The organism is Bacteroidota bacterium, from assembly GCA_037133915.1.
GTDB lineage: Bacteria > Bacteroidota > Bacteroidia > Bacteroidales > CAIWKO01 > JBAXND01.
In genome coordinates this window covers 1-19,906 of record JBAXND010000039.1, presented here as the reverse complement: position 1 = coordinate 19,906, position 19,906 = coordinate 1, and the positions used below count along the sequence as shown (strand labels likewise).

The window sequence follows — 19,906 nt, the reverse complement described above, 5'->3', positions numbered from 1 at the left end:
ATGAAAAAAATTCGTTCAGTATTTTTAATGATGTTTGTTTTCTGTGCCATGCCTTTGTTTGCGCAGAAATTCAGTATCACATCTATTGACCCTTCGGGCTATCCGCAGATAAGCGTCGGCGTTACTGTGCTTGAAAAAGCTGAAGCTACACAGCCCGATTTTAAAGTGTATGAAGAAGCAAAAAGTGTGAACTTCACATTTTTGAAAAACAGCGCCGGAAGTCCTGCTGCCGGCGGAAAAGCAATTTGCTTTCTTATTGAAGCTTCGGGTCATACCTACGGTGCACCTGTTGATAATTTCCGCAAAGCGGTTATCAGTGCGCTTTCTGCCATGGGCGCAGATGATAAAGTTGATGTTTGCTATTTCGGGAAAGCCAATTCAGATGGTAAATCACTGAATGTGCTGAGCGCCGAATTTACTTCCGATAAAGACATCCTTAAAAATGAAATCAATAGTAAAATTATTGCTGCCCGCGATACAAACCGCGTAGCCGATGTTTTTAAAAGCATTTATGAATGTCTTGATTTCATCAACAGTAAAAAGGATTTACCTTCAAGTAAAATTCTGATTGTCCTTTCAGCAGCCATTAATAACAGTAAATCGCCCATAAAAAGCGACGACTGCATTGACAAAGCAACAAAATTCAATATCCCGGTTTACACGATTACCTATAAAACAAGCAACCGATATGCCGCCGATAATTTTGTACGCATAAGCGATAAAACTAATGCAAAAAGTGTTTCCGCAAAATCTGTGGGCGATCTCACTTCCGGCATTACCGACTTCATGACTGACGCCGACAAAAATGCTGTTACACCCGATAATTCGTATACGCTTACATTTATGTCCACACAATCGGCAGACAGCAACCGCTTTGAAATTGAATATAAAGGCGAAAAGCAAAACGCCGCCTATGCAATTCCAGAAGGAAAAGCATCCTTCTGGAAAAAATACATCATTATAATAATTGTTGTTGCGCTGCTGCTGCTGGCACTTGTTGCTGTAGTTGTATTTTTAGTGATGCGTTCCGGAAAGAAGAAAAAAGCAGAAAACGATCGCCTAAAATCAATCGAAGATCGCAATATGCAATTGCAGGATCAGCTTCGCCAGTCTAAAGAATCTAAAACTGTTGTTACACCGAAGGAACCACAGAAATTTGACCTTAAACGTACCATGATTGGCGGCGGCGGCGGAAGTCCGATGCTGCTCGTGAGTGCTGCTAATTTTTCAAAAAATTTCCCGCTGAACAAGCAGAAACTTACAATTGGCCGTACAAACAGTAATGATATCATGATTCCCGATCAGACGGTTTCGTCAAGTCATGCGTCACTTGTTAATGAAGGCGGTAATTGGTTTATCGTTGATAACAACAGTACTAACGGCACTTTTGTAAATGGTACCCGCGTGAGCAGGCAGAAACTTAACAATAACGATAGTATTAAACTGGGCGCTGCTAATCTCAAGATTCAGTTCTAAAACCAAGGCATGTCAAAAACAAAAAGCCTGAAAAATTTCGACTTCGGCAATGCTACCGATACCGGTCATGTGCGCGAAGTGAATGAGGATTACATGACCTATTTCGAATCGGTAAACGGGCATGTATTCATTGTTTGTGATGGCATGGGCGGTCATGTTGGTGGCGCAACCGCCTCACGACTTGCCGTGGATAATGCTCGCGCATTTCTCGAAAATCATTATTTCAGCGATCCTGTTGAAGCTTTGCAAGCATCTATAGAGTACGCCAATTCCGCAGTGTTTAACAATGCCATGAACAATCCCGTGCTTGCAGGTATGGGAACAACCATTGTAATGGTGCTGGTACGCGACGATAAAGCATGGTACGCTCATGTCGGCGATAGCCGCATTTATCTTTACACAAACAAAAAACTGCACCGGCTTACCCGCGATCATTCTTATGTTGACTCACTGGTTGAACAAGGATTGATTTCTGAAGAGGATGCGGAACAGCATCCGCGTAAAAATGAAATACTGAGAGCTCTCGGCGTTGGTCGCAAAGTGGTGATTAGTGTCGCTGAAATTCCTGTTACTCCTGCAAAAGATGATGTCATGCTGCTTTGTTCCGATGGTCTTACCGGCATGGTGAAAGATGATGCCATTAGAGATGTATTGGCTGAAAACCTGCCAATACAACACAAAGCAATGACGCTTGTTCAAATGGCAAATGATAACGGCGGTCATGATAATACAACTGTTCAATTAATTTATTTTTACGCGGTAAATAGAAAAAATGCCCAGTTTGTTGGCATTTCCGCTATTGCTGAAGAACCAAAAGAGAAAAAACCCGAAACGTTCATGAAAAAGAATCTGAGGATAATTCTGATTGCGCTTGGTGCACTGTTCCTTGCTTATATTGTATGGGATCTGTTTATTCACAAAGGCGAGATTTCACGTTTTAACACAATGCCTTCGGCGGTTACGGATTCTACTGCGGGAAGTCAGAAAGATACCACAAAAACTGTTGCTCCCGCACAAAAAAAGGATACCGTTATTTACGAGTACAAAGTAAAAAAAGGAGAAGTGCTGGGCGTAATATCTTCAAAATTCAGAGTGAAAATTGATGCTCTGAAAAAACTGAATAATTTAAAGAACGACAATATTGGCGAAGGCAAGAAATTGAAAATCCCCGTAAAGGCTCTTTACACAATTAAAACAGGAGGTTCACTCGATGTGCTTGCCCGCGATTTTGACGTACCAAAAGAAGCAATCATGAAAGCCAACGATCTGAACAGCGACAAGGAAGTAAAGCCCGGGCAGCTCGTGATTCCGTTTTAATAGAAGATTGCTTTCTATGCGTAATTCGGTCGCAGAGGCTTGGTCACTGAGTCCGCCCACCTGGCGAATCGAAGTGCCGGTGTGAGCAGAATTAAATAGTTTTCTAAATTGAACGTTGAATTGACCGGAACACAAAAAAAAATAGTACAACGCAAAGGAATGCAGAAAACGAAAACGGCTGCACCCATTGCTATTCCTGCTAAACCCGGGGAGCTCACAAACAAACTCAACCTGAGCCGTTACATCATTTTTGTATTCGCACTGCTGCTTTACGCTGATACAATAGACCTTAAATATACCCTCGACGATACCCTGATGATTACAGGGAATAAATTCACCAAAGAAGGAGTTGGCGGTATAAAGGAAATTCTTACCAACGATGCTTTTGTTGGTTTTCTGGGAAAAAACAATCTGTTACCCGGCGGTCGCTACCGCCCGCTTTCTCAAGTTATTTTTGCTGTTGAATACCAATTCTTCGGGCTGAATCCGATGGTCGGGCACCTGCTGAATATTTTGTTGTACGGCTTGCTATGCCTGCTTTTGTTCAATATACTGCATAAATTGCTGAATAAATACAGCGGCAGTAATCCATGGTACTTATCATTACCGTTTGTAGCCGCGCTCTTGTTTACAGCGCATCCGCTGCATACGGAAGTTGTTGCCAACATCAAAGGGCTTGACGAAATCCTATGCCTCTTGGGTTCACTGGGAGTGCTGTACTTATGTATTCGATATACCGAAACCCGCAAATGGTGGCTTTTAGCCTTGGCAATTCCTGTTTTTTGTCTGGCAATATTGTCAAAAGAGAATGCAATAACTTTTTTAGCCATCGTGCCTCTCGCTCTCTATTTTTTCCGGAATGTCAAAATAAAAGAATTGCTCGTGGTGGTGGGCGCTATGTTGGTTGCGATGATTTTCTATGCTGCGATACGCATTGGTGCTATCGGCCTTCGTGTTACTGATGTTACCGATTCAGAGCTTCTGAATAATCCGTTTGTAGGTGCATCGGCAGCACAAAAATATGCCACGATACTTTTTACATGGCTCAAATACTTGATATTACTGGTGCTTCCGCATCCTCTAACCCATGATTATTATCCGAAGCAAATTCCGTTGATTTCTTTCGGCGATATCAGAGCAGTCATTTCACTGATTATGATTGCCGGACTTGCTGCCTGGGCGCTCATCAATGTTAAAAAGAAGTCCATTACTTCATTTGCAGTGTTGTTTTTCTTCATCACTTTTTCTATCGTTTCCAATGTTGTGTTTAATATCGGAACCTTCATGAATGAGCGCTTCATGTTTACGGCATTGCTCGGATTTGCTTTATTGGCAGCCGTTTTTATCACACTTCAGTTAAATGTTTGGATAAAGGATAAGAATACATTTAGGCGGGTTGCACTGTTTTTGCTTGTAATCGTTCTTTCAGGATACAGCATAAAAACAATGAGTCGTAACCGGGTATGGATGGACGATCTCACTCTTTTCACTACCGATGTGAAAGTGTCGTTCAACAGTACTAAGTGCAATACTTCTGCAGGTGGAAAGCTGATTGAATATTCCGACAGTATCAGCGACCCGGTTCAAAAGAAAATCTATGTGCAACGTGCCCTGCCATATCTGGATAAAGCGGTGAAGATTTATCCGGGCAACCTCAATTCCTGGCTGCTCATGGGCAATGCATATCTTAAACTTGAAGATTATGCCGGCGCACGAACAGCTTTTGAAAATTGTCTCCGTATTAACCCAAAGCATGCCGGTGCGCTCAACAATCTTAAATTTGTAGTTCAGGAATGCAATAAGCACAAGCAATTCGGAGAATCAGTGAAGTCATCATGGCTTTTGATAAAATACACACCACAGAGCGCCGATGCATTCCTTAATTTGGGTCTGGGGTATCGCGGACAGGCAAAATTCGACAGCGCAATTATTGCAATGAATAAAGCTATTGCTTTGAAACCGGGCTATTCCGAAGCCTATGCAAAACTCGGTGAAATTTATGGACAGAATCTGGGACGGCTCGATGCCGCGCTGGAATATCTTCAAAAAGCCGTGGAACTGGATCCGAAAAATGCCTCTGCCATTGAGAATATTGGTATCGTATACGGCATGCAGCGCAATTTTGAACGCTCACTTGAATACTTCAACCGTGCGTTGATTCTGAATCCTGACAAACCCGACCTGCTGATGAATATTTCACAAACCTACCTTATTATGGGGCGAAAAGACAAAGCGGCTGAATTCATGCAAAAAGCGCAAACGGCGGGTGGAAATAAAAAATAAAGAGGGAACCCGTTCCGGTTCCCTCTTTCATAATATTTATGGCTGTTTATATTCTTCCCGGATACACTTTCAGTGCCTCTTCAAGGCATTTCATCGAAGCTTTCATGTCATCCACATTCAGCACATAGCTTATTCTTACTTCGTTTTTACCCAGTCCCGGAGTGGAATAGAAACCTGTGGCGGGTGCCAGCATCACCGTTTGGTTATTATATTCAAAACTTTCGAGCAGCCATTGGCAAAATTTGTCGGCATCATCAATGGGCAAACGTGCCACAGCATAAAAGGCACCTTTGGGTTTGGGGCAGAAACAGCCCTCCATTTTATTGATGGATTCTACCACGATGTCGCGACGTGCAACATATTCTTTCATCACGTTATCGAAGTACGATTTCGGTGTGTCGATGGCTGCCTCCGATAATACCTGCCCAAACGTTGGCGGGCTGAGCCGTGCCTGTGCGAATTTCATCGTAACAGCCATTACTTCTTTGTTGCGGGTGATAAAAGTGCCAACCCTCGCACCACATGCACTGTAACGTTTTGAAACAGAATCCAGCAAAATAACATTGTTGTCAATGCCTTTGAGATTCATCGCAGAAAAATGCGGTTCGTTGTCGTAACAAAATTCACGGTAAACTTCATCAGAGAAGAAATACAGGTCGTGTTTAAGTACGATATCGCGCAAAGCCTGAAGTTCCTGTTCGGAATAAAGATAGCCCGTCGGGTTGTTGGGATTGCAAATAAGAATGGCTTTGGTTTTGAGTGTGATAATTTTTTCAAACTCCGAAATGGGCGGTAAGGCAAAACCAGTTTCAATGGATGATGTAATAGGTTTTATCACAACGCCTGCGGTAGTAGCAAATCCGTTATAATTTGCATAAAATGGTTCGGGCACAATTACTTCATCACCCGGGTCGAGGCACACCATAAATGCAAATAAAATACCCTCAGAACCACCATTGGTAACGATAATCTGATTCTCGTCTATCTCAATGTCAAATCGTTTGTAATACTCAACAAGTTTTTTACGGTATGATAATATCCCTGCCGAATGGCTGTATTCCACCACTTTGATATCTGTATGCCTAAGGGCATCCATGGCGCCTTCGGGAGTTTCTATATCGGGCTGCCCGATGTTTAAATGGTATACTTTGCGTCCTTTTTTCTTAGCTTCATCAGAGAAGGGAACAAGTTTCCGTATGGGCGATGAGGGCATCTGGCAGGCTTTGGCTGAAATCTTAGGCATAAAAAATGGTTTTAGTGTTAAAAAAAAAGTCCCGGATAAATCCGGGACAAATTTGGAAAAAATAACGATGCAGCGAGTGGTTTGCTGCATTTTTTTTCAGATTTACTTCGCGTTTACTGTTCCTTTGATGGTCAGTACAACGGTAGCGTTGGTAGCGTTAGAAATCACAGTGATGTTTTTGGTAAAGGTTCCGACATTGTTAGTGTTATAACCTATATCTATTTTGCCGCTTTGTCCCGGCAGAATTGGCTCTTTGCTCCAGGTAGGGGTAGTGCATCCGCATGATTTGCGCACATCCGAAAGAATAAGAGGCTCATTGCCTGTATTCTTGAATTTGAAAACGCAGTTACCGTCACCACCTTGAATAATAGTGCCATAATCGTTTTCAAGTTTGTCGAATGTAATCTCCGGACCATCAGCTTTTGGAGTTGTCTGGGCCTGAGCTTTAAATGCAAAACCGGCGAGGAAGAAAATGCCGATAATTAATGCTAACTTTTTCATAATTGGAATTTTAGGTTGTATAATCGTTAATAAAAGTTAATTGGTGTTAATATAAATTAATTTGCTGTTGGAGTAAATCCTTCGTTCACTTGCTTTTCCGGCATTAGTTCGCTTGGCTTTGCAATTACCGTGCCTTTTATACTCAGAATAATGGTGCTTTCTGATGCATTGGATACAACGGTGATTTGTTTCGATATATTGCCCAGCCTTTTAGTATCATAGCTAACACCAATGTTGGCACTTTGTCCGGGAAGTATTGGGTCTTTAGGCCATTTCGGAACAGTGCATCCGCATGAGCTTCTCACACTCGTAAGAACCAATGGCTCATCTCCCGTATTGGAAAACCGGAATTCACAGGTTCCGTCATCATTCTGGTATATTGTGCCGTAATCGTGAACCAACTTATCAAATTTCACAACAGCGCCGGTTTTTGATTGGGAAAAAACTGTCGTCGCCAGAAGTGCTAAAAACAAAACAAAGGGAACAATCTTTTTCATACGAAGTAATTTTTCTGGAAAACGTTTATTCAGCACAAAATTATGAAATATTGTTAACAAACCTTCAGTTCGTTTAAATTTCCTGCGATAACTCAAATCATATGCCAAATTATTTTTTCCTTGAAATCGTTATAAAGACTAAAGTATATGATATAAGGTTGCCTGCTATCTGAAAAATCGATGACCCATCCGGCACTTACTCTGGCTGGCGCGCGATTGTAACGCGTGCCATTCACCTGCCTCTTCTGGCGCGCGTTTTTAGCACCTGCCCTTCTTCATCGCTCTGTTTTATATGGTATATCAGCTCAGCATGAGGATTCTGCAGCAAGATATGGACGAATTTGTGCGTTTGCCTGCTGCAATATTATTTTCGACCTGAAGTAGTGAAAAAATATATAATTTTATCGGCGTTGATAACACCTGCCTCTGGCAGCACTTAAAACCGATTGATATGAGAAAAAAGATTGTAGCCGGCAACTGGAAAATGAACAAGACTCTGGAAGACGGAACCTCACTGGCACGGGTGATTCTTTACTTGCTTTCGTCATCAAACCCGCTTGATGAAAATAAAATTATGATTATTGCCCCACCGGCTTTGTTGGTTGATAACATCAGCAAGGTTATTGCCGGACGCAAGCACGTCTACGTGGCAGCACAAAATTGTCACAGCGAAGAAAAGGGCGCATTTACCGGTGAGATTTCTGCCCCGATGATCAAAGCAGCCGGCGCATCATACGTTATTATAGGGCATTCCGAAAGACGCGCCTATTTTCATGAGACCAATGATTTTTTGATGAAAAAGGTGAACGCCGCCCTTATGGCAGGTCTGAGACCTATTTTCTGCTGCGGCGAAGTGAAAGAAGAACGCGAAGGCGGTAAGTTTTTTGAAGTGGTAAAAAAACAGATCAGCGAATCATTATTTCACCTGAGCGCCGATGATTTCAAACGCGTGGTGATTGCCTATGAACCTGTATGGGCCATTGGTACCGGATTGAATGCAAGCCCGGCTCAGGCGCAGGATATGCATGCATACATCCGCAATCTTATCAGCGAACGTTACGGTAAGGAATTGGCCGACGACACAAGCATTTTGTATGGCGGAAGCTGCAACGGCAAAAATGCCGCGGAGCTTTTTGCTCAGCCCGATGTTGATGGCGGCCTGATTGGCGGCGCATCACTCAAAGGAGATGAATTTGTTGCTATTGCCGGGTCATTTCCCGGAAGATAATTCTGAGCTATGGATTATATTCAACTATCGTTAGAGATTAAACCCGATTACGCACGCGACATTGTTACGGCTGAGCTTTCCGAATACGGTTTCGAAAGCTTCTCGGAAGAAGGCAATATCCTGTTCGGCTATATTCCGCACAAAAACTTCTCAATGGATGAAGTGCGGAAACTCCCGTTTTTCACGAATAAGCTGATTAAAGTCGGCATGATGGTGCGCCTGATAAAAGCACAAAACTGGAACGCCCTGTGGGAAAGTAATTTTGAACCGGTACGCATCGGCAATTTCTGCTATATCAGAGCACCCTTTCACAAATCAACTCGAGGTGTCGATTACCAGATTGTAATTGAACCTAAAATGTCGTTCGGTACCGGTCATCACGAAACAACCTCGCTGATGGTGGAAATGCTTGCCGATATGGACCTTAACGGGAAAACCGTGCTTGATATGGGTTGCGGCACGGGTGTGCTGGCGATACTTGCCAAAAAAATGGGCGCCACCGATGTGATGGCTATTGATAACGATGAATGGGCATACAATAATACCGTCGAAAATATTGAACGCAACAAGGTGAAAAAAATTGTTGTGAAACAGGGCGACGCCTCATTGTTGAAAGGGCTGAAGTTTGATATCATCATTGCGAACATCAATCGTAATGTGCTTCTGGGCGATATTTCCGGATACTCAGCATCACTCAATAAGAGCGGAACGCTTTTAATGAGCGGCTTTTATTCCGAGGATTTGCCCATGATAAAAGAACGGTGCAAACAATTTAAACTCAGGTTGGTTCGTTCGTTAACAAAAAATAACTGGATTGCTGCCGGTTTTACTGGCGGCAAATAAATCAATTGGTTCGCATCATGAGAAGATTCAGATACCTGACGCTGCTGGCTTTCGTGCTGTTTTTTGGTTCAACGCTTCACGCTCAGCCACTGAAACAATTCTCAAAAGAACCTGCAAAGTTCCTCAATGAATTGCAGGGATTGTTTGATGCCGCCCAGTCACCTGAGCAGAAAGATGCCGGAAAGGCTGCAATGACCGGATTTACCGATTCATGGAACAACAATAAGCTGAATGCTTCCATGAAAGATTCGGTATTCGCCCTGTGCAATATCATGCTGGCGAAAAAGATGAAAACATTTCCTGTCTTTGAATCATTCATCAGCGCAGTGGTTAAGTTCAGCAACTCATCACAACCCGAAGAGAGCTTTGAAGCCTGGTGCTTCAGCCTGCACAAACTGGCCGGTCTGTCCAATACCATTCGTTTTATGGCATTGGTGGAAGCCACCAATGACCTGTTTACGGATAATACACTTTATCGCACCAATATTTTATACTGGCGGGCCTCCGATAATAATTTTGTTTTTAAGTACGACTCCATCCCGTATGTCGATTTTCCCGGACCTGTCGATTTGGTGTGCTATAAAAAAAATGACAGTTCGAATATCACAGCTACTTCAGGGCGTTTTTATCCCACAACCAGCAAATGGAAAGGCAATGGCGGTAAGATTTATTGGGACAGGTCGGCATTGCCGCGTGATGAGGTGTGGGCAGACCTGAATAAATATGAACTGAACATCAACAAAACGGAGATTAGAATTGATTCCGTAGTGTTTTATAATAAGAAATATTTTCAACGACCGCTCCATGGGTTCCTTCAGGATAAGGTAATGCTTGATGTGGACGAAGACCGGATTTCATATCCCCGTTTCAGCTCTTACGAGAACCGCCTCGAAATAAAATCTATTTTTAAGGACATCGATTATGAGGGCGGATTCTCTATGTGGGGCGCCAAACTTATGGGTAAGGGCGACGCTGAGAATGATGCGCAAATGGTTTTTGCCAGAGGAAACAAACGATTTGTAAAAGTATCGTCCCAGAATTTTATTATCAAAGCGGAAGGAATGTCTTCTGACCGCGCAAAAGTGAGCGTGTATTGGGAAAAAGATTCCATTTATCACCCCAGTGTGAAAATGAAATACAACAACGATGTGCGCGAACTGAGCCTGATTCGCGGTGATGAAGGTGTTGGGCAAAGTCCTTTTTTCGACAGCTATCATAAAGTAGATATTTATGTGGAGGCCGTTTACTGGAAAATGGATGAACCGAAAATTGATTTCAGAATGCTCAAAGGTTCAGGCGGAGAAACCAGTGCCATTTTTGAATCGGATAATTATTACAGCCAGTTTCGTTACGATAAACTGCGCGGCATGGAAGATGTCCACCCCCTGATGGTGCTCCGCGATTTATCTGTTCAGCTGGGAAGCAAAACATTTACCGTTGACGATGTGCAGCGGAAAATGCGTGTTGCCAAAGAACAGGTGCAGGCGCTGCTGATAACGTTTGCATGCAAAGGCTTTATTGTGTATGATTATAATAGCGATAAAGTAGTTCTAAAAGACCGTGTAATTAATTATATCAATGCCAAAAACGGTAAAACAGACTATGATGTAATTCAGTTCAACTCTACCATTGCCGCACAGAGCAATGCCACGCTCAATCTTTTGAATTTCGATTTTAAACTGAAGGGCGTGCCCATGGTCTATCTGAGCGACTCACAAAATGTGTTTGTGGTGCCCGTTAATCAGGAACTCATTCTTAAAAAAAACCGCGATTTTACATTCGACGGACAAATACATGCCGGTCTGTTTGACCTGTTTGGCAAAGGATGCACGTTTAATTACGACAAATTCAAATTCGATTTGCCAACCATCGATTCGATGAGTTTCAAGGTTCAGGACAGAAAACAACCGAAAGATAATTTCGGACATCACCCATTGGTTAAAGTTCGTACCGTTATCGAAGACCTGTCGGGCGACCTGATTGTGGATGCTCCGAACAATAAATCGGGACTTAAGCCTTTCCCCAACTTCCCGACATTCAACAGCAAAAAGGAATCCTACGTTTATTACGACAAACCCTTTATTTATGATAAAGTCTATTCCCGCGACCGTTTTTTCTTCAGGCTGCAGCCTTTCGTAATAGACAGTCTGGACGATTATGACTCAGAGAAAAAAGAGTTTGGAGGGTATCTGGTTTCAGCAGGAATTTTTCCTGATATTGTTGAACCACTCAGGGTTCAGCCCGATTTTTCTCTCGGTTTTGTTAGGCTTACACCTCCCGGCGGTTTGCCCGCTTATGGCGGAAAAGGAACCTTCGATTCTATTGTTGACCTGAGTTATATGGGCTTCCGCGGAAGAGGAAAACTCAAATACCTCACTTCACTCACCCAATCCGACGACTTCGTGTTTTTTCCCGACTCAATGTGGGCTGAAGCATATAATTATATAGTCAAGGAAAAAGCTACAACCACTGAATATCCTGCCGTTCTTGCCAATAATGTGAATGTTCGCTGGTTCCCGTACAGCGACCTGATGATTGTTAAGCAGAAAGATAAACCAATGGCCATGTTCGATAACGGAACAATTATGAAAGGCACACTGTTCCTGCGCCCGAGCGGCCTCAGAGGCGATGGCGTACTTTCATTCACCAAGGTTGAAATGTCGTCGCGCGATTTTTTATTCAAGCACCATACCATAGATGCCGATACCGCGAACGTGAAGTTTAAAACCAACGACCTGAACGATATTGTACTTTACACCGAAAACTATAATGTACATACCGACTTTAAAACACAGATAAGCAAATTCAAGTCAAACGACGAAAATTCAAAGATTAGTTTCCCCTTCAACCAGTATTCGTGCTACATGTACAACTTCGACTGGTACATGAATAAAGATTTACTCAAGCTTTCAAGCAGCCAGAAGGACCAGTATGCATCGCTTAAAACAAAATCCAGAGATGAGATTATTGCTGTTGAGTTTGGAGAATCCAGATTTGTATCGGAACATCCGGCTCAGGACTCGCTTGATTTTTACGCGCCCGATGCTACTTACAACCTTACCGAAAATATTATTTATGCAACTGAAGTTCCGGTTGTCTTTGTTGCCGACGCCGCCATTTTTCCCGATAGCGGCAATATCACCATCCTGAAAAAAGCAGAAATGCTCCCGCTTGAAAAAGCACACATTGTTGCCAATGTTGAGAGCAAATTCCATCACATGTATGATGCAAAAATCAGCATTTACGGCGCAAAGAGCTACTCCGGTTCGGGAAGCTATGATTACAAGGATTTGCTTGAAAAAACTCAACGCCTGTATTTGAATACTATTAAAGTGGACTCTGCCGGTCAAACCATTGGTCAGGGCGACGTGGTGCCCGACCATAATTTTATGCTCAGTCCCTGGTTCGGATTTATCGGAAAAGTAAACCTGAAATCCGATCAGCAGTACCTGTATTTCGACGGAGGCGCACGGATAAAACACGATTGCGATACCCTGCTGAAACGCTGGGTGCGTTTTGAATCACAGATTAATCCTTACAACGTAGCAATTCCTATTACATCAGATACACGCGAATACCTGAACGGGATTCGCGGCGATAAACTCGGAATGGGAATGTACCTGGGCAATGATTCTGCCCTTATATACACGGCTTTTGCACAGAAAAAGGATGAGATCAACGACCCGGAGGTAATTGCCGCTACCGGCGATCTTACATTCAATAAAGAATTGCAGCAGTATATTATTCAGCCGAAGGTCGACTCCATGCTTAAGTTTCTGCCAACCGGCAATGTCATGGTTTATGACCGCGCAAAATGCATTGCCACCGGATCCGGAAAAATTGATCTGGGAACCAGTCTCGGTCAGGTTCAGATGGAAACCTACGGCATCGTTACACAAAATCTCGCAACAAAGAAATCAGAGCTCAGTCTTACCATGCTTATCGATTTCTTTTTTGATGAAGATGCTATGAAAATCATGTCGCAGATACTGCAGGCTGAAGCCGGCACTGAAGGCGTTAATACCGGAGATGATAAATATTACAGCACACTCAAGTTCATTTTAGGGCCCCAGAAAGGCGATGAAATGCTCAACCAGCTCAACCTTTCCGGACACATGAAGGACTATCCGAAAGACTTAGCCAAATGGGCATTTTTCTTTGCCGATGTGAATATGACATGGAATCCGAAAACAAAATCTTTTGTCAACGACGGTAAAATTGGTATCGCGAGTCTGAAAGATAACCAGATGTATAAATACGTGACAGGCTATGTGGAAATCGCTCGCAAACGCAGCGGCAACATTCTGAATCTGTATCTCGAATCGGCCAATCAATGGTTCTTCTTCTCGTATCAGAACAATAAAGTTCAAACAATATCGTCAAAGAAAGAATATAACGACGCCATTAAAAAAGCAATGGACGATAATAAAAATATTCTCAAAGGAGAAAAAGGTGAAGCCAATTATGCTTTCATTATTTCTACACCCAAAAGGAAATCGGATTTCCTGAAAAAAGTAGGAGCCGAAGGCGAGGCTAATCCGGGCGATGAATAGTAATCCGGACGCTGAGTTTCGGACATTGAGTCCGCCTACCCGCGGATCGAAGCGCCGAAGCGCCCGAACCTTACAGAAATGACAGATTGAAAAGAGTAAATATTGAATTAACAAACAACAATTAAAATATCGGCATGGGGCTGCTTGGAAAATTCGGAGACATCATTTTATCTAACTTGAACGACCTGATTGATAATTCGGATGATCCCGGAAAAATGATTAAGGAACTGATTCTTGAAATGCAGGAAGCCGTGTCTGATGCCTCTGCCAGCGTGGCTGAAGCTTCAGAAAACCTGAAAAGTGTGGAACGGCATCTGCTCGTTTTCAAACAGCAGAGTGAACAGTTTGAACTCAAAGCGTTGCACGCTTTGCAAACAGGCGACGAAGAATATGCCCGCAAAGTGCTTGGAAAAAAAGCCGAGAACGACCTTACCATTGCCGAAGAAGAAAAAATATTCCGGTTCGCTTCTGCTACTGCCGAAAAATTAAACAGTCAGCTTGTGCTGCTGAAAAACAAGCTCATCGAAGCCGTTGCCCGCGAACAGATTCTGCATGCACAGGGTAGAATTTCCGAATCCCAGTCGGAGATGAAAGGAATGCTGGGCGAACTCAGCAAGCAATCACTGGAAAACATTACAGTGCCCGGTACGGAAGTTGAAACACCCATCAGACTTGACCTCGATGCGGATGACGCGAAAAAACATCATGAAATTAAGGAAGCTGAAAAGAAGATTTTGGTTGAAGATGAACTGAATAAGCTGAAAGAAAAATTGAACAAAAAATAAAAACATTTTTCATAACAGGCGGTAACAATTAATCATGGAAAAGTACTTCGAACCATTTCGCCGTAACATCATCGGCATCGACCAGAAATTTAAAACACCCTATGGCGAAGTTAAAATGATTTATGCCGACTGGATTGCCAGCGGTCGTTTATATGCACCCATTGAAAAGCGTATCAGCGAAACATTCGGTCCTTTTGTAGGCAACACCCACACCGAAACAAGTGAGTGCGGCACGCTAATGACCAAATCATATCACCTTGCACAGAAAAAAATCAAACAGCACGTAAATGCTTCCAAAGACGACGTGATTATTGCCGCCGGTTCGGGAATGACATCGGTGATAAACAAACTGCAGCGCATTCTCGGAATGAGGCTCTGCGGCATGGTGAGCCACCGCAAATGCCTGAAAGAAGGAGAGAAGCCTGTTGTTTTTATTTCCCATATGGAACACCATTCCAACCACACTTCATGGTTCGAAACAAATGCCGACGTCGTTGTATTGGAGCCTGCAAAAAATCTGCTCATCGACCCCGCTCAGCTTAAAAAACAGTTGAAAAAATATGAGAACCGGGCGGTGAAAATAGGGTCGTTTACGGCATGTTCAAATGTTACAGGCATCGAAACACCCTACCATGAACTCGCAAAAATAATGCATCAGCACGGAGGTGTTTGCTTCGTTGATTTTGCAGCATCCGCGCCCTATGTCGATATTGATATGCACCCTGCCGACCCCCTGAAAAAACTCGACGCAATATTTTTTTCTCCTCATAAATTCCTCGGCGGACCGGGCAGTTCGGGCGTAATGGTATTCGATTCAAAACTCTATCATTCGCATATTCCCGACAATCCGGGCGGTGGCACCGTCGACTGGACCAACCCCTGGGGCGAGTATAAATACATTGATGATATTGAACTGCGCGAAGATGGCGGAACTCCCGGTTTCCTGCAGGCTATTCGGGCAGCATTGTGCATTGAGCTGAAAAATAAAATGGGTACGGCCAATATGCGCAAACGCGAAAAGCAACTGATGAAAAAGGCCTTTGAGCTGATGCCTCTGGTTCCCGGCATACACATCCTCGCCGACAATGTGCAGCAGCGTGTGGGCTCCATTTCTTTCTATATCGATAACATTCACTACAATCTTGTCGTCCGCCTGCTCAACGACCTGTACGGGATACAGGTACGTGGTGGTTGTGCCTGTGCCGGCACCTACGGCCATTATCTGCTCGATGTAAGCTATGACTATTCAAAACGCATTACAGACCTTATAAGCCACGGCGACCTGTCGCAAAAGCCCGGCTGGATTCGGCTTTCCGTACATCCCACCATGACAGACAACGAATTGGAAACCATTGTGGCGGCACTGCACGATATCTCGAAAACATGGAAACGACGGGTAAAAGATTATGTCTATAGCCCGCATACCAACGAATACAAGCACATCAGCGCTCCCAAAGACGAAACGGTGAAGGTGCGTAAGTGGTTCGAACTTTAAAACTCGTACGTAATTTTATTGGTCAGGTAATGGGTTTCTTTCACGATGTCTTCGGGCGGAAATGCATCGTAATAGTACAGGTATCCTACGCCGAAGCCGAAGTGTCCGGCAATTTTTACAATAAAATCTGTTTGTGATGAAATGCGGTAATCGGCGAGGTAATTCAGCCTGGGCTGAAAATACGTTGTATTCACAAGCCGCAGATTTTCAACCGGACTCCAGGTAAAGGAAAGGTAACTTGACATGCGGTGATCGCGGTGAAACACGGAAGGATTTTCGAGCTCTTCATACTCATACATATACAAAGCGGCTCCGTACAGCCTGAATTTCTTCGTTTTTACAATCCTGAACCGGGGGCCTGCGCCGGTGAGCCAGCGGAACTTCACGCTCATCACCTTGTTGAATTGTGCCTGAGTGAAGCATTCGGCCGTGAACCATTTATTGAACTTATAATTATAGCGCAGATGCTCAATACCGGCATTGCTATAATCGTCTTTGCCTGAGGTCACCAGATTATAATCGGTAAGCAGCAGCCAGAGGCTGTGTTCGGTCTTGAACTGCACATGCACATTAAGGCCCGCGTTCAGCATTTCCTTTTGATTTTTGATATACTGAAAACTCAGCCCTGCGGTACCCGACCATCCGGTAGTATCTGTTTTTATGCGCTCCTGTTCAATATTAAGCACCTGTGTAAAAGCGCTTAGCGGAAAGAGAACCAGGGCGGCAAGCAGTAGTTTTCTCATAAAATAGGCTTTCGATAAAAGTAATAAATAAGCACTTTTGAGGCAAAAAATCCAAAAACTTGCTTGTGTATGGCTGAAATGTGTATTTTTGTGCCTCCGAAAATGGCGAGGTAGCTCAGTTGGTTAGAGCGTCGGATTCATAACCCGGAGGTCACGAGTTCAACTCTCGTCCTCGCTACACAAAAGTAATCAGTATAAGTACCAGGTATTTTGTACAAAAAGCCGCGAAAAGCGGCTTTTTTTGTTGGGGTGGAAGCATATTATTTCAATTGATTCTTTTCGTTCTTTTCTCATCAAGGAAAAAAGAACAAGAAACATTTTTCGACTTTCGACTTACGACTTACGACTCACGACTTTCTACCAATGCGCCGCATGAATTGAATCTCCCTTCCCCATCTAAGGGGGAAGGGTTGGGGATGGGGGCAACTTTTTCGGTTCCCGACGGTTTTATATCTTTCAATCTTCTGGTCTCCCAAAACAAATTATATTTGTAATTCAATATTGTAACGACCGTGGAGATAAAAGAAGTAATTGACACCCGAACCCGCAAACTATTCGTGGAACTGCCTTTTATTATTTATAAGGGAAACAGTTGCTGGGCGCCGCCTTTGAAAAAGGGCGAAACCGAAAGCCTGATGCCCGAGCACAACCCTGCCTTTGATTTTTGCAGGGCCGCTTTCTGGATAGCAGTAAAAGACGGAAAGTGCGTTGGCCGCATCGGTGCTATTATCAACGACCGATACAACAAAGACAGAAACGAGAATCTGGGTCGCATCTGCCGCATGGAATTCATCGACGACCCGGAAGTTTCCGCAGCACTTTTCTCAACTGCCGAATTATGGCTGAAAGCGCAGGGTGTAGATGGCTTACTCGGTCCTCTGGGCTTCACCAACCTCGATACTCAAGGCTTGCTGATAGAAGGCTTCGAGCATCTGCAGTCCGTGGCTTCTGTATATCATTTGCCTTACTATCAAACGCATTTCGACAGGGCCGGTTACGTAAAAGAAATTGACTGGGTTGAATTCAGGCTGACCATCAGCAGTATTCCTGAAAAAGCCGCCCGGCTTGCCGATATGATTCGCGACCGCTACAAACTCAAAGTTATTCATTGCTACAAAAAAGAAGATATGGTGCGTTATTCGGATAAGGTGTTCACAACGCTGAACAAAGCCTTCTCCGACCTGCCATTTGTTGTGCACTTTGATAAAAAGATGGAAGATTATTATGTCAAAAAATATTTCAACTTTCTGAATCCTAAGTTTGTCAAAATAATTGAAACAGAACAGGGCGAATTTGCCGGTTTTATCATTGCCGTCCCGTCCCTGTCAAAAGCCATGCAAAAGGCTAACGGCAGCCTGTTCCCGTTCGGATTCATCCATTTGCTCAGGGCACTCAAGCATCCTGAAGTAGCGGATCTCTTCCTCACCGGAGTTGAACCGCATATGCAGGGTTTCGGGGTTCCGTCCCTTCTCATCAGCGAACTCCAGAAAGCACTGATTGAAGCAAACGTCGGATTTGTTGAAACTACAGGTATTTTCGAAACCAACCAAAAGGCGATTACTACCTGGAAAAACTACGACCACATTCAGCACAAGCGCCGCCGCTGCTACCGTAAAATGTTTGTATAAAAGCTGATTATGCGTTCCCGAAATGCTTCTGCCGACGTCATGCTCCCACTATACTTGTGCAATATTGTCCGCCATGTAAAATAGTGGGCGAACAGGCTGGGCAGAGATAATTGGTCGGTATTATATAATGGTACACTGCGTATATAATAATATTTCCATAATTATTGGATTTTTCCTGATTTATCTATATTTTTGAAAATGTAATTTCAACCAAATTAAGTATTCAGCATGAATAATGCATCTAGAATCTCATACCACTTACTGATGAAAAAGATATTACTGACTTCACTTTGCTTAATCACATTTACGTCTGCTGTTATTGCTCAGGTTTCTGTTGAACGGTTTGTGCTGGCCTCTGCCGGCGGAAGTTATTCGAATGGAAGTACGCTTTCTTTAGATTATACAATAGGCGAAGTTGCCGTTACTACGGTTGGCAATGGCAGTAATATCCTGACTCAAGGATTTCAGCAGCCATTCACAAATGTTCTGGTTTCTGTACCGGAAAATACTTCCCGAAATTTATGTATTACAGCAGGGCCCAATCCTGCCAGGGATAATATTGATATCCGTATCAATTCAACAGCAGGCGCTCAGGTTACTGCTCAGTTGTACGATGTACTCGGTCGGATGATTCGTATTCAGTCGGGGAACACTGATAATAGTGGTATTCTGAAGCTTGACTTTGAAGTCAGCAATCTTGCAACGGGATATTACTACCTCACAGTAAGAACCGGTTTTAGTGAGAAGAGTATAAAAATTCTGAAAATAAGTCCCTAATTAACTCCTGTATTATGGCGAAAAGTTACGTTTATCTCAGATTATGTGTATTTGCAGTTGTATTCATGTTCCTTTCAAATTTCCGCAGCACATACGGACAGGGAACTGCAATCAACATGACAGGCGCTTCAAACGACCCTTCAGCCATTCTCGACATTAGCAGCAGCAACCAGGGGCTTCTCATACCCCGAATGACCGAGGCTCAGAAAAATGCTATTACTAATCCCGCTACAGGATTATTCATTTATCAAACCGACAATCTTATTGGATTCTGGTATTACAACGGTGCAGCTTGGGTTCAGGCAATAGGTCCTATCGGTCCAACAGGTCTCACCGGTTTAACGGGTGCTCAGGGAATAACCGGTCCCACAGGTCTTACGGGTTTAACGGGTGCTCAGGGAATAACTGGTCCCACAGGTCTCACCGGCTTAACGGGAGCTCAGGGAATAACCGGTCCCACAGGTCTTACCGGCTTAACGGGAGCTCAGGGAATAACTGGTCCCACAGGTCTCACCGGCTTAACGGGAGCTCAGGGAA

15 protein-coding genes and 1 tRNA gene are annotated in these 19,906 nt (G+C 43.6%); 12 read left to right on the top strand and 4 right to left on the bottom strand.

From position 1 onward, the window contains the following. The 3 genes from WCM76_12410 (at position 1) to WCM76_12400 (ending at position 5,076) form a co-directional block, all read left to right on the top strand. Complete coding sequence (locus tag WCM76_12410; GenBank protein ID MEI6766437.1) at positions 1 to 1,476, top strand: FHA domain-containing protein; 1,476 nt, start codon at positions 1 to 3, stop codon at positions 1,474 to 1,476. A gap of 9 nt (positions 1,477 to 1,485) precedes the next feature. Beyond that, a complete protein-coding gene (locus WCM76_12405) occupies positions 1,486 to 2,793 on the top strand; it encodes a Stp1/IreP family PP2C-type Ser/Thr phosphatase (GenBank protein MEI6766436.1) in 1,308 nt (435 codons plus the stop codon). Between the two features lie 159 nt (positions 2,794 to 2,952). Continuing rightward, positions 2,953 to 5,076: a tetratricopeptide repeat protein gene (locus WCM76_12400; GenBank protein MEI6766435.1), complete on the top strand. Its 2,124-nt coding sequence runs from the start codon at positions 2,953 to 2,955 to the stop codon at positions 5,074 to 5,076. 46 nt (positions 5,077 to 5,122) lie between these two features. On the opposite strand, the gene WCM76_12395 is transcribed toward WCM76_12400, so the two are convergent. The 3 genes from WCM76_12395 to WCM76_12385 form a co-directional block, all read right to left on the bottom strand. Further along, entirely contained in the window at positions 5,123 to 6,319 is a 1,197-nt protein-coding gene (locus WCM76_12395) for a pyridoxal phosphate-dependent aminotransferase (GenBank protein ID MEI6766434.1), read from the bottom strand. A 102-nt stretch (positions 6,320 to 6,421) separates the two neighbouring features. After that, positions 6,422 to 6,820, bottom strand: coding sequence for a DUF1573 domain-containing protein (locus tag WCM76_12390; protein MEI6766433.1), 399 nt, complete (start codon positions 6,818 to 6,820; stop codon positions 6,422 to 6,424). Positions 6,821 to 6,876: 56 nt separating this feature from the next. Then, positions 6,877 to 7,317 (bottom strand): DUF1573 domain-containing protein, encoded by a 441-nt coding sequence (locus tag WCM76_12385; protein ID MEI6766432.1) that lies wholly within the window; start codon positions 7,315 to 7,317, stop codon positions 6,877 to 6,879. Between the two features lie 451 nt (positions 7,318 to 7,768). On the opposite strand from WCM76_12385, the gene tpiA reads away from it, so the two are divergent. The 5 genes from tpiA to WCM76_12360 all read left to right on the top strand — a co-directional run bounded on the left by tpiA (position 7,769) and on the right by WCM76_12360 (position 16,221). Continuing rightward, positions 7,769 to 8,545: a triose-phosphate isomerase gene (gene tpiA, locus WCM76_12380; GenBank protein ID MEI6766431.1), complete on the top strand. Its 777-nt coding sequence runs from the start codon at positions 7,769 to 7,771 to the stop codon at positions 8,543 to 8,545. 9 nt (positions 8,546 to 8,554) lie between these two features. Continuing rightward, positions 8,555 to 9,388 carry a 50S ribosomal protein L11 methyltransferase gene (gene prmA, locus WCM76_12375; GenBank protein MEI6766430.1) on the top strand — a complete coding sequence of 278 codons (834 nt, stop codon included), beginning with the start codon at positions 8,555 to 8,557 and terminating at the stop codon, positions 9,386 to 9,388. 17 nt (positions 9,389 to 9,405) lie between these two features. Further along, the gene (locus WCM76_12370) at positions 9,406 to 13,941 is read left to right on the top strand and encodes a hypothetical protein (protein MEI6766429.1); all 4,536 of its coding nucleotides are present in this window, start codon (positions 9,406 to 9,408) and stop codon (positions 13,939 to 13,941) included. Between the two features lie 134 nt (positions 13,942 to 14,075). Then, complete coding sequence (locus WCM76_12365) at positions 14,076 to 14,726, top strand: PspA/IM30 family protein (protein ID MEI6766428.1); 651 nt, start codon at positions 14,076 to 14,078, stop codon at positions 14,724 to 14,726. A gap of 34 nt (positions 14,727 to 14,760) precedes the next feature. Beyond that, positions 14,761 to 16,221, top strand: a complete 1,461-nt coding sequence (locus tag WCM76_12360) for an aminotransferase class V-fold PLP-dependent enzyme (GenBank protein ID MEI6766427.1) — start codon at positions 14,761 to 14,763, stop codon at positions 16,219 to 16,221. Here WCM76_12360 and WCM76_12355 read toward each other — a convergent pair. Beyond that, positions 16,218 to 16,964 (bottom strand): DUF481 domain-containing protein, encoded by a 747-nt coding sequence (locus WCM76_12355; GenBank protein ID MEI6766426.1) that lies wholly within the window; start codon positions 16,962 to 16,964, stop codon positions 16,218 to 16,220. The two genes, WCM76_12360 and WCM76_12355, sit on opposite strands and share 4 nt — an antisense overlap. A gap of 104 nt (positions 16,965 to 17,068) precedes the next feature. On the opposite strand from WCM76_12355, the gene WCM76_12350 reads away from it, so the two are divergent. From WCM76_12350 to WCM76_12335, 4 genes are all read left to right on the top strand, one after another. Continuing rightward, a tRNA-Met gene (locus tag WCM76_12350) sits at positions 17,069 to 17,142 on the top strand. 334 nt (positions 17,143 to 17,476) lie between these two features. After that, the gene (locus tag WCM76_12345) at positions 17,477 to 18,592 is read left to right on the top strand and encodes a hypothetical protein (protein MEI6766425.1); all 1,116 of its coding nucleotides are present in this window, start codon (positions 17,477 to 17,479) and stop codon (positions 18,590 to 18,592) included. 264 nt (positions 18,593 to 18,856) lie between these two features. Next, entirely contained in the window at positions 18,857 to 19,369 is a 513-nt protein-coding gene (locus WCM76_12340) for a T9SS type A sorting domain-containing protein (GenBank protein ID MEI6766424.1), read from the top strand. 14 nt (positions 19,370 to 19,383) lie between these two features. Beyond that, the coding region (locus WCM76_12335; GenBank protein MEI6766423.1) for a collagen-like protein at positions 19,384 to 19,906 on the top strand (523 nt) is incomplete at its 3' end.

Excerpts from the sequence above, each read along its gene's own strand:
- WCM76_12360 (MEI6766427.1), top strand. The coding sequence starts at position 14,761 with ATGGAAAAGTACTTCGAACCATTTCGCCGTAACATCATCGGCATCGAC.
- prmA (MEI6766430.1), top strand. The coding sequence starts at position 8,555 with ATGGATTATATTCAACTATCGTTAGAGATTAAACCCGATTACGCACGC.
- WCM76_12395 (MEI6766434.1), bottom strand. The coding sequence starts at position 6,319 with ATGCCTAAGATTTCAGCCAAAGCCTGCCAGATGCCCTCATCGCCCATA.
- WCM76_12390 (MEI6766433.1), bottom strand. The coding sequence starts at position 6,820 with ATGAAAAAGTTAGCATTAATTATCGGCATTTTCTTCCTCGCCGGTTTT.
- WCM76_12365 (MEI6766428.1), top strand. The coding sequence starts at position 14,076 with ATGGGGCTGCTTGGAAAATTCGGAGACATCATTTTATCTAACTTGAAC.
- WCM76_12370 (MEI6766429.1), top strand. The coding sequence starts at position 9,406 with ATGAGAAGATTCAGATACCTGACGCTGCTGGCTTTCGTGCTGTTTTTT.
- WCM76_12340 (MEI6766424.1), top strand. The coding sequence starts at position 18,857 with ATGAAAAAGATATTACTGACTTCACTTTGCTTAATCACATTTACGTCT.
- WCM76_12355 (MEI6766426.1), bottom strand. The coding sequence starts at position 16,964 with ATGAGAAAACTACTGCTTGCCGCCCTGGTTCTCTTTCCGCTAAGCGCT.
- WCM76_12400 (MEI6766435.1), top strand. The coding sequence starts at position 2,953 with ATGCAGAAAACGAAAACGGCTGCACCCATTGCTATTCCTGCTAAACCC.
- WCM76_12410 (MEI6766437.1), top strand. The coding sequence starts at position 1 with ATGAAAAAAATTCGTTCAGTATTTTTAATGATGTTTGTTTTCTGTGCC.
- WCM76_12405 (MEI6766436.1), top strand. The coding sequence starts at position 1,486 with ATGTCAAAAACAAAAAGCCTGAAAAATTTCGACTTCGGCAATGCTACC.
- tpiA (MEI6766431.1), top strand. The coding sequence starts at position 7,769 with ATGAGAAAAAAGATTGTAGCCGGCAACTGGAAAATGAACAAGACTCTG.
- WCM76_12385 (MEI6766432.1), bottom strand. The coding sequence starts at position 7,317 with ATGAAAAAGATTGTTCCCTTTGTTTTGTTTTTAGCACTTCTGGCGACG.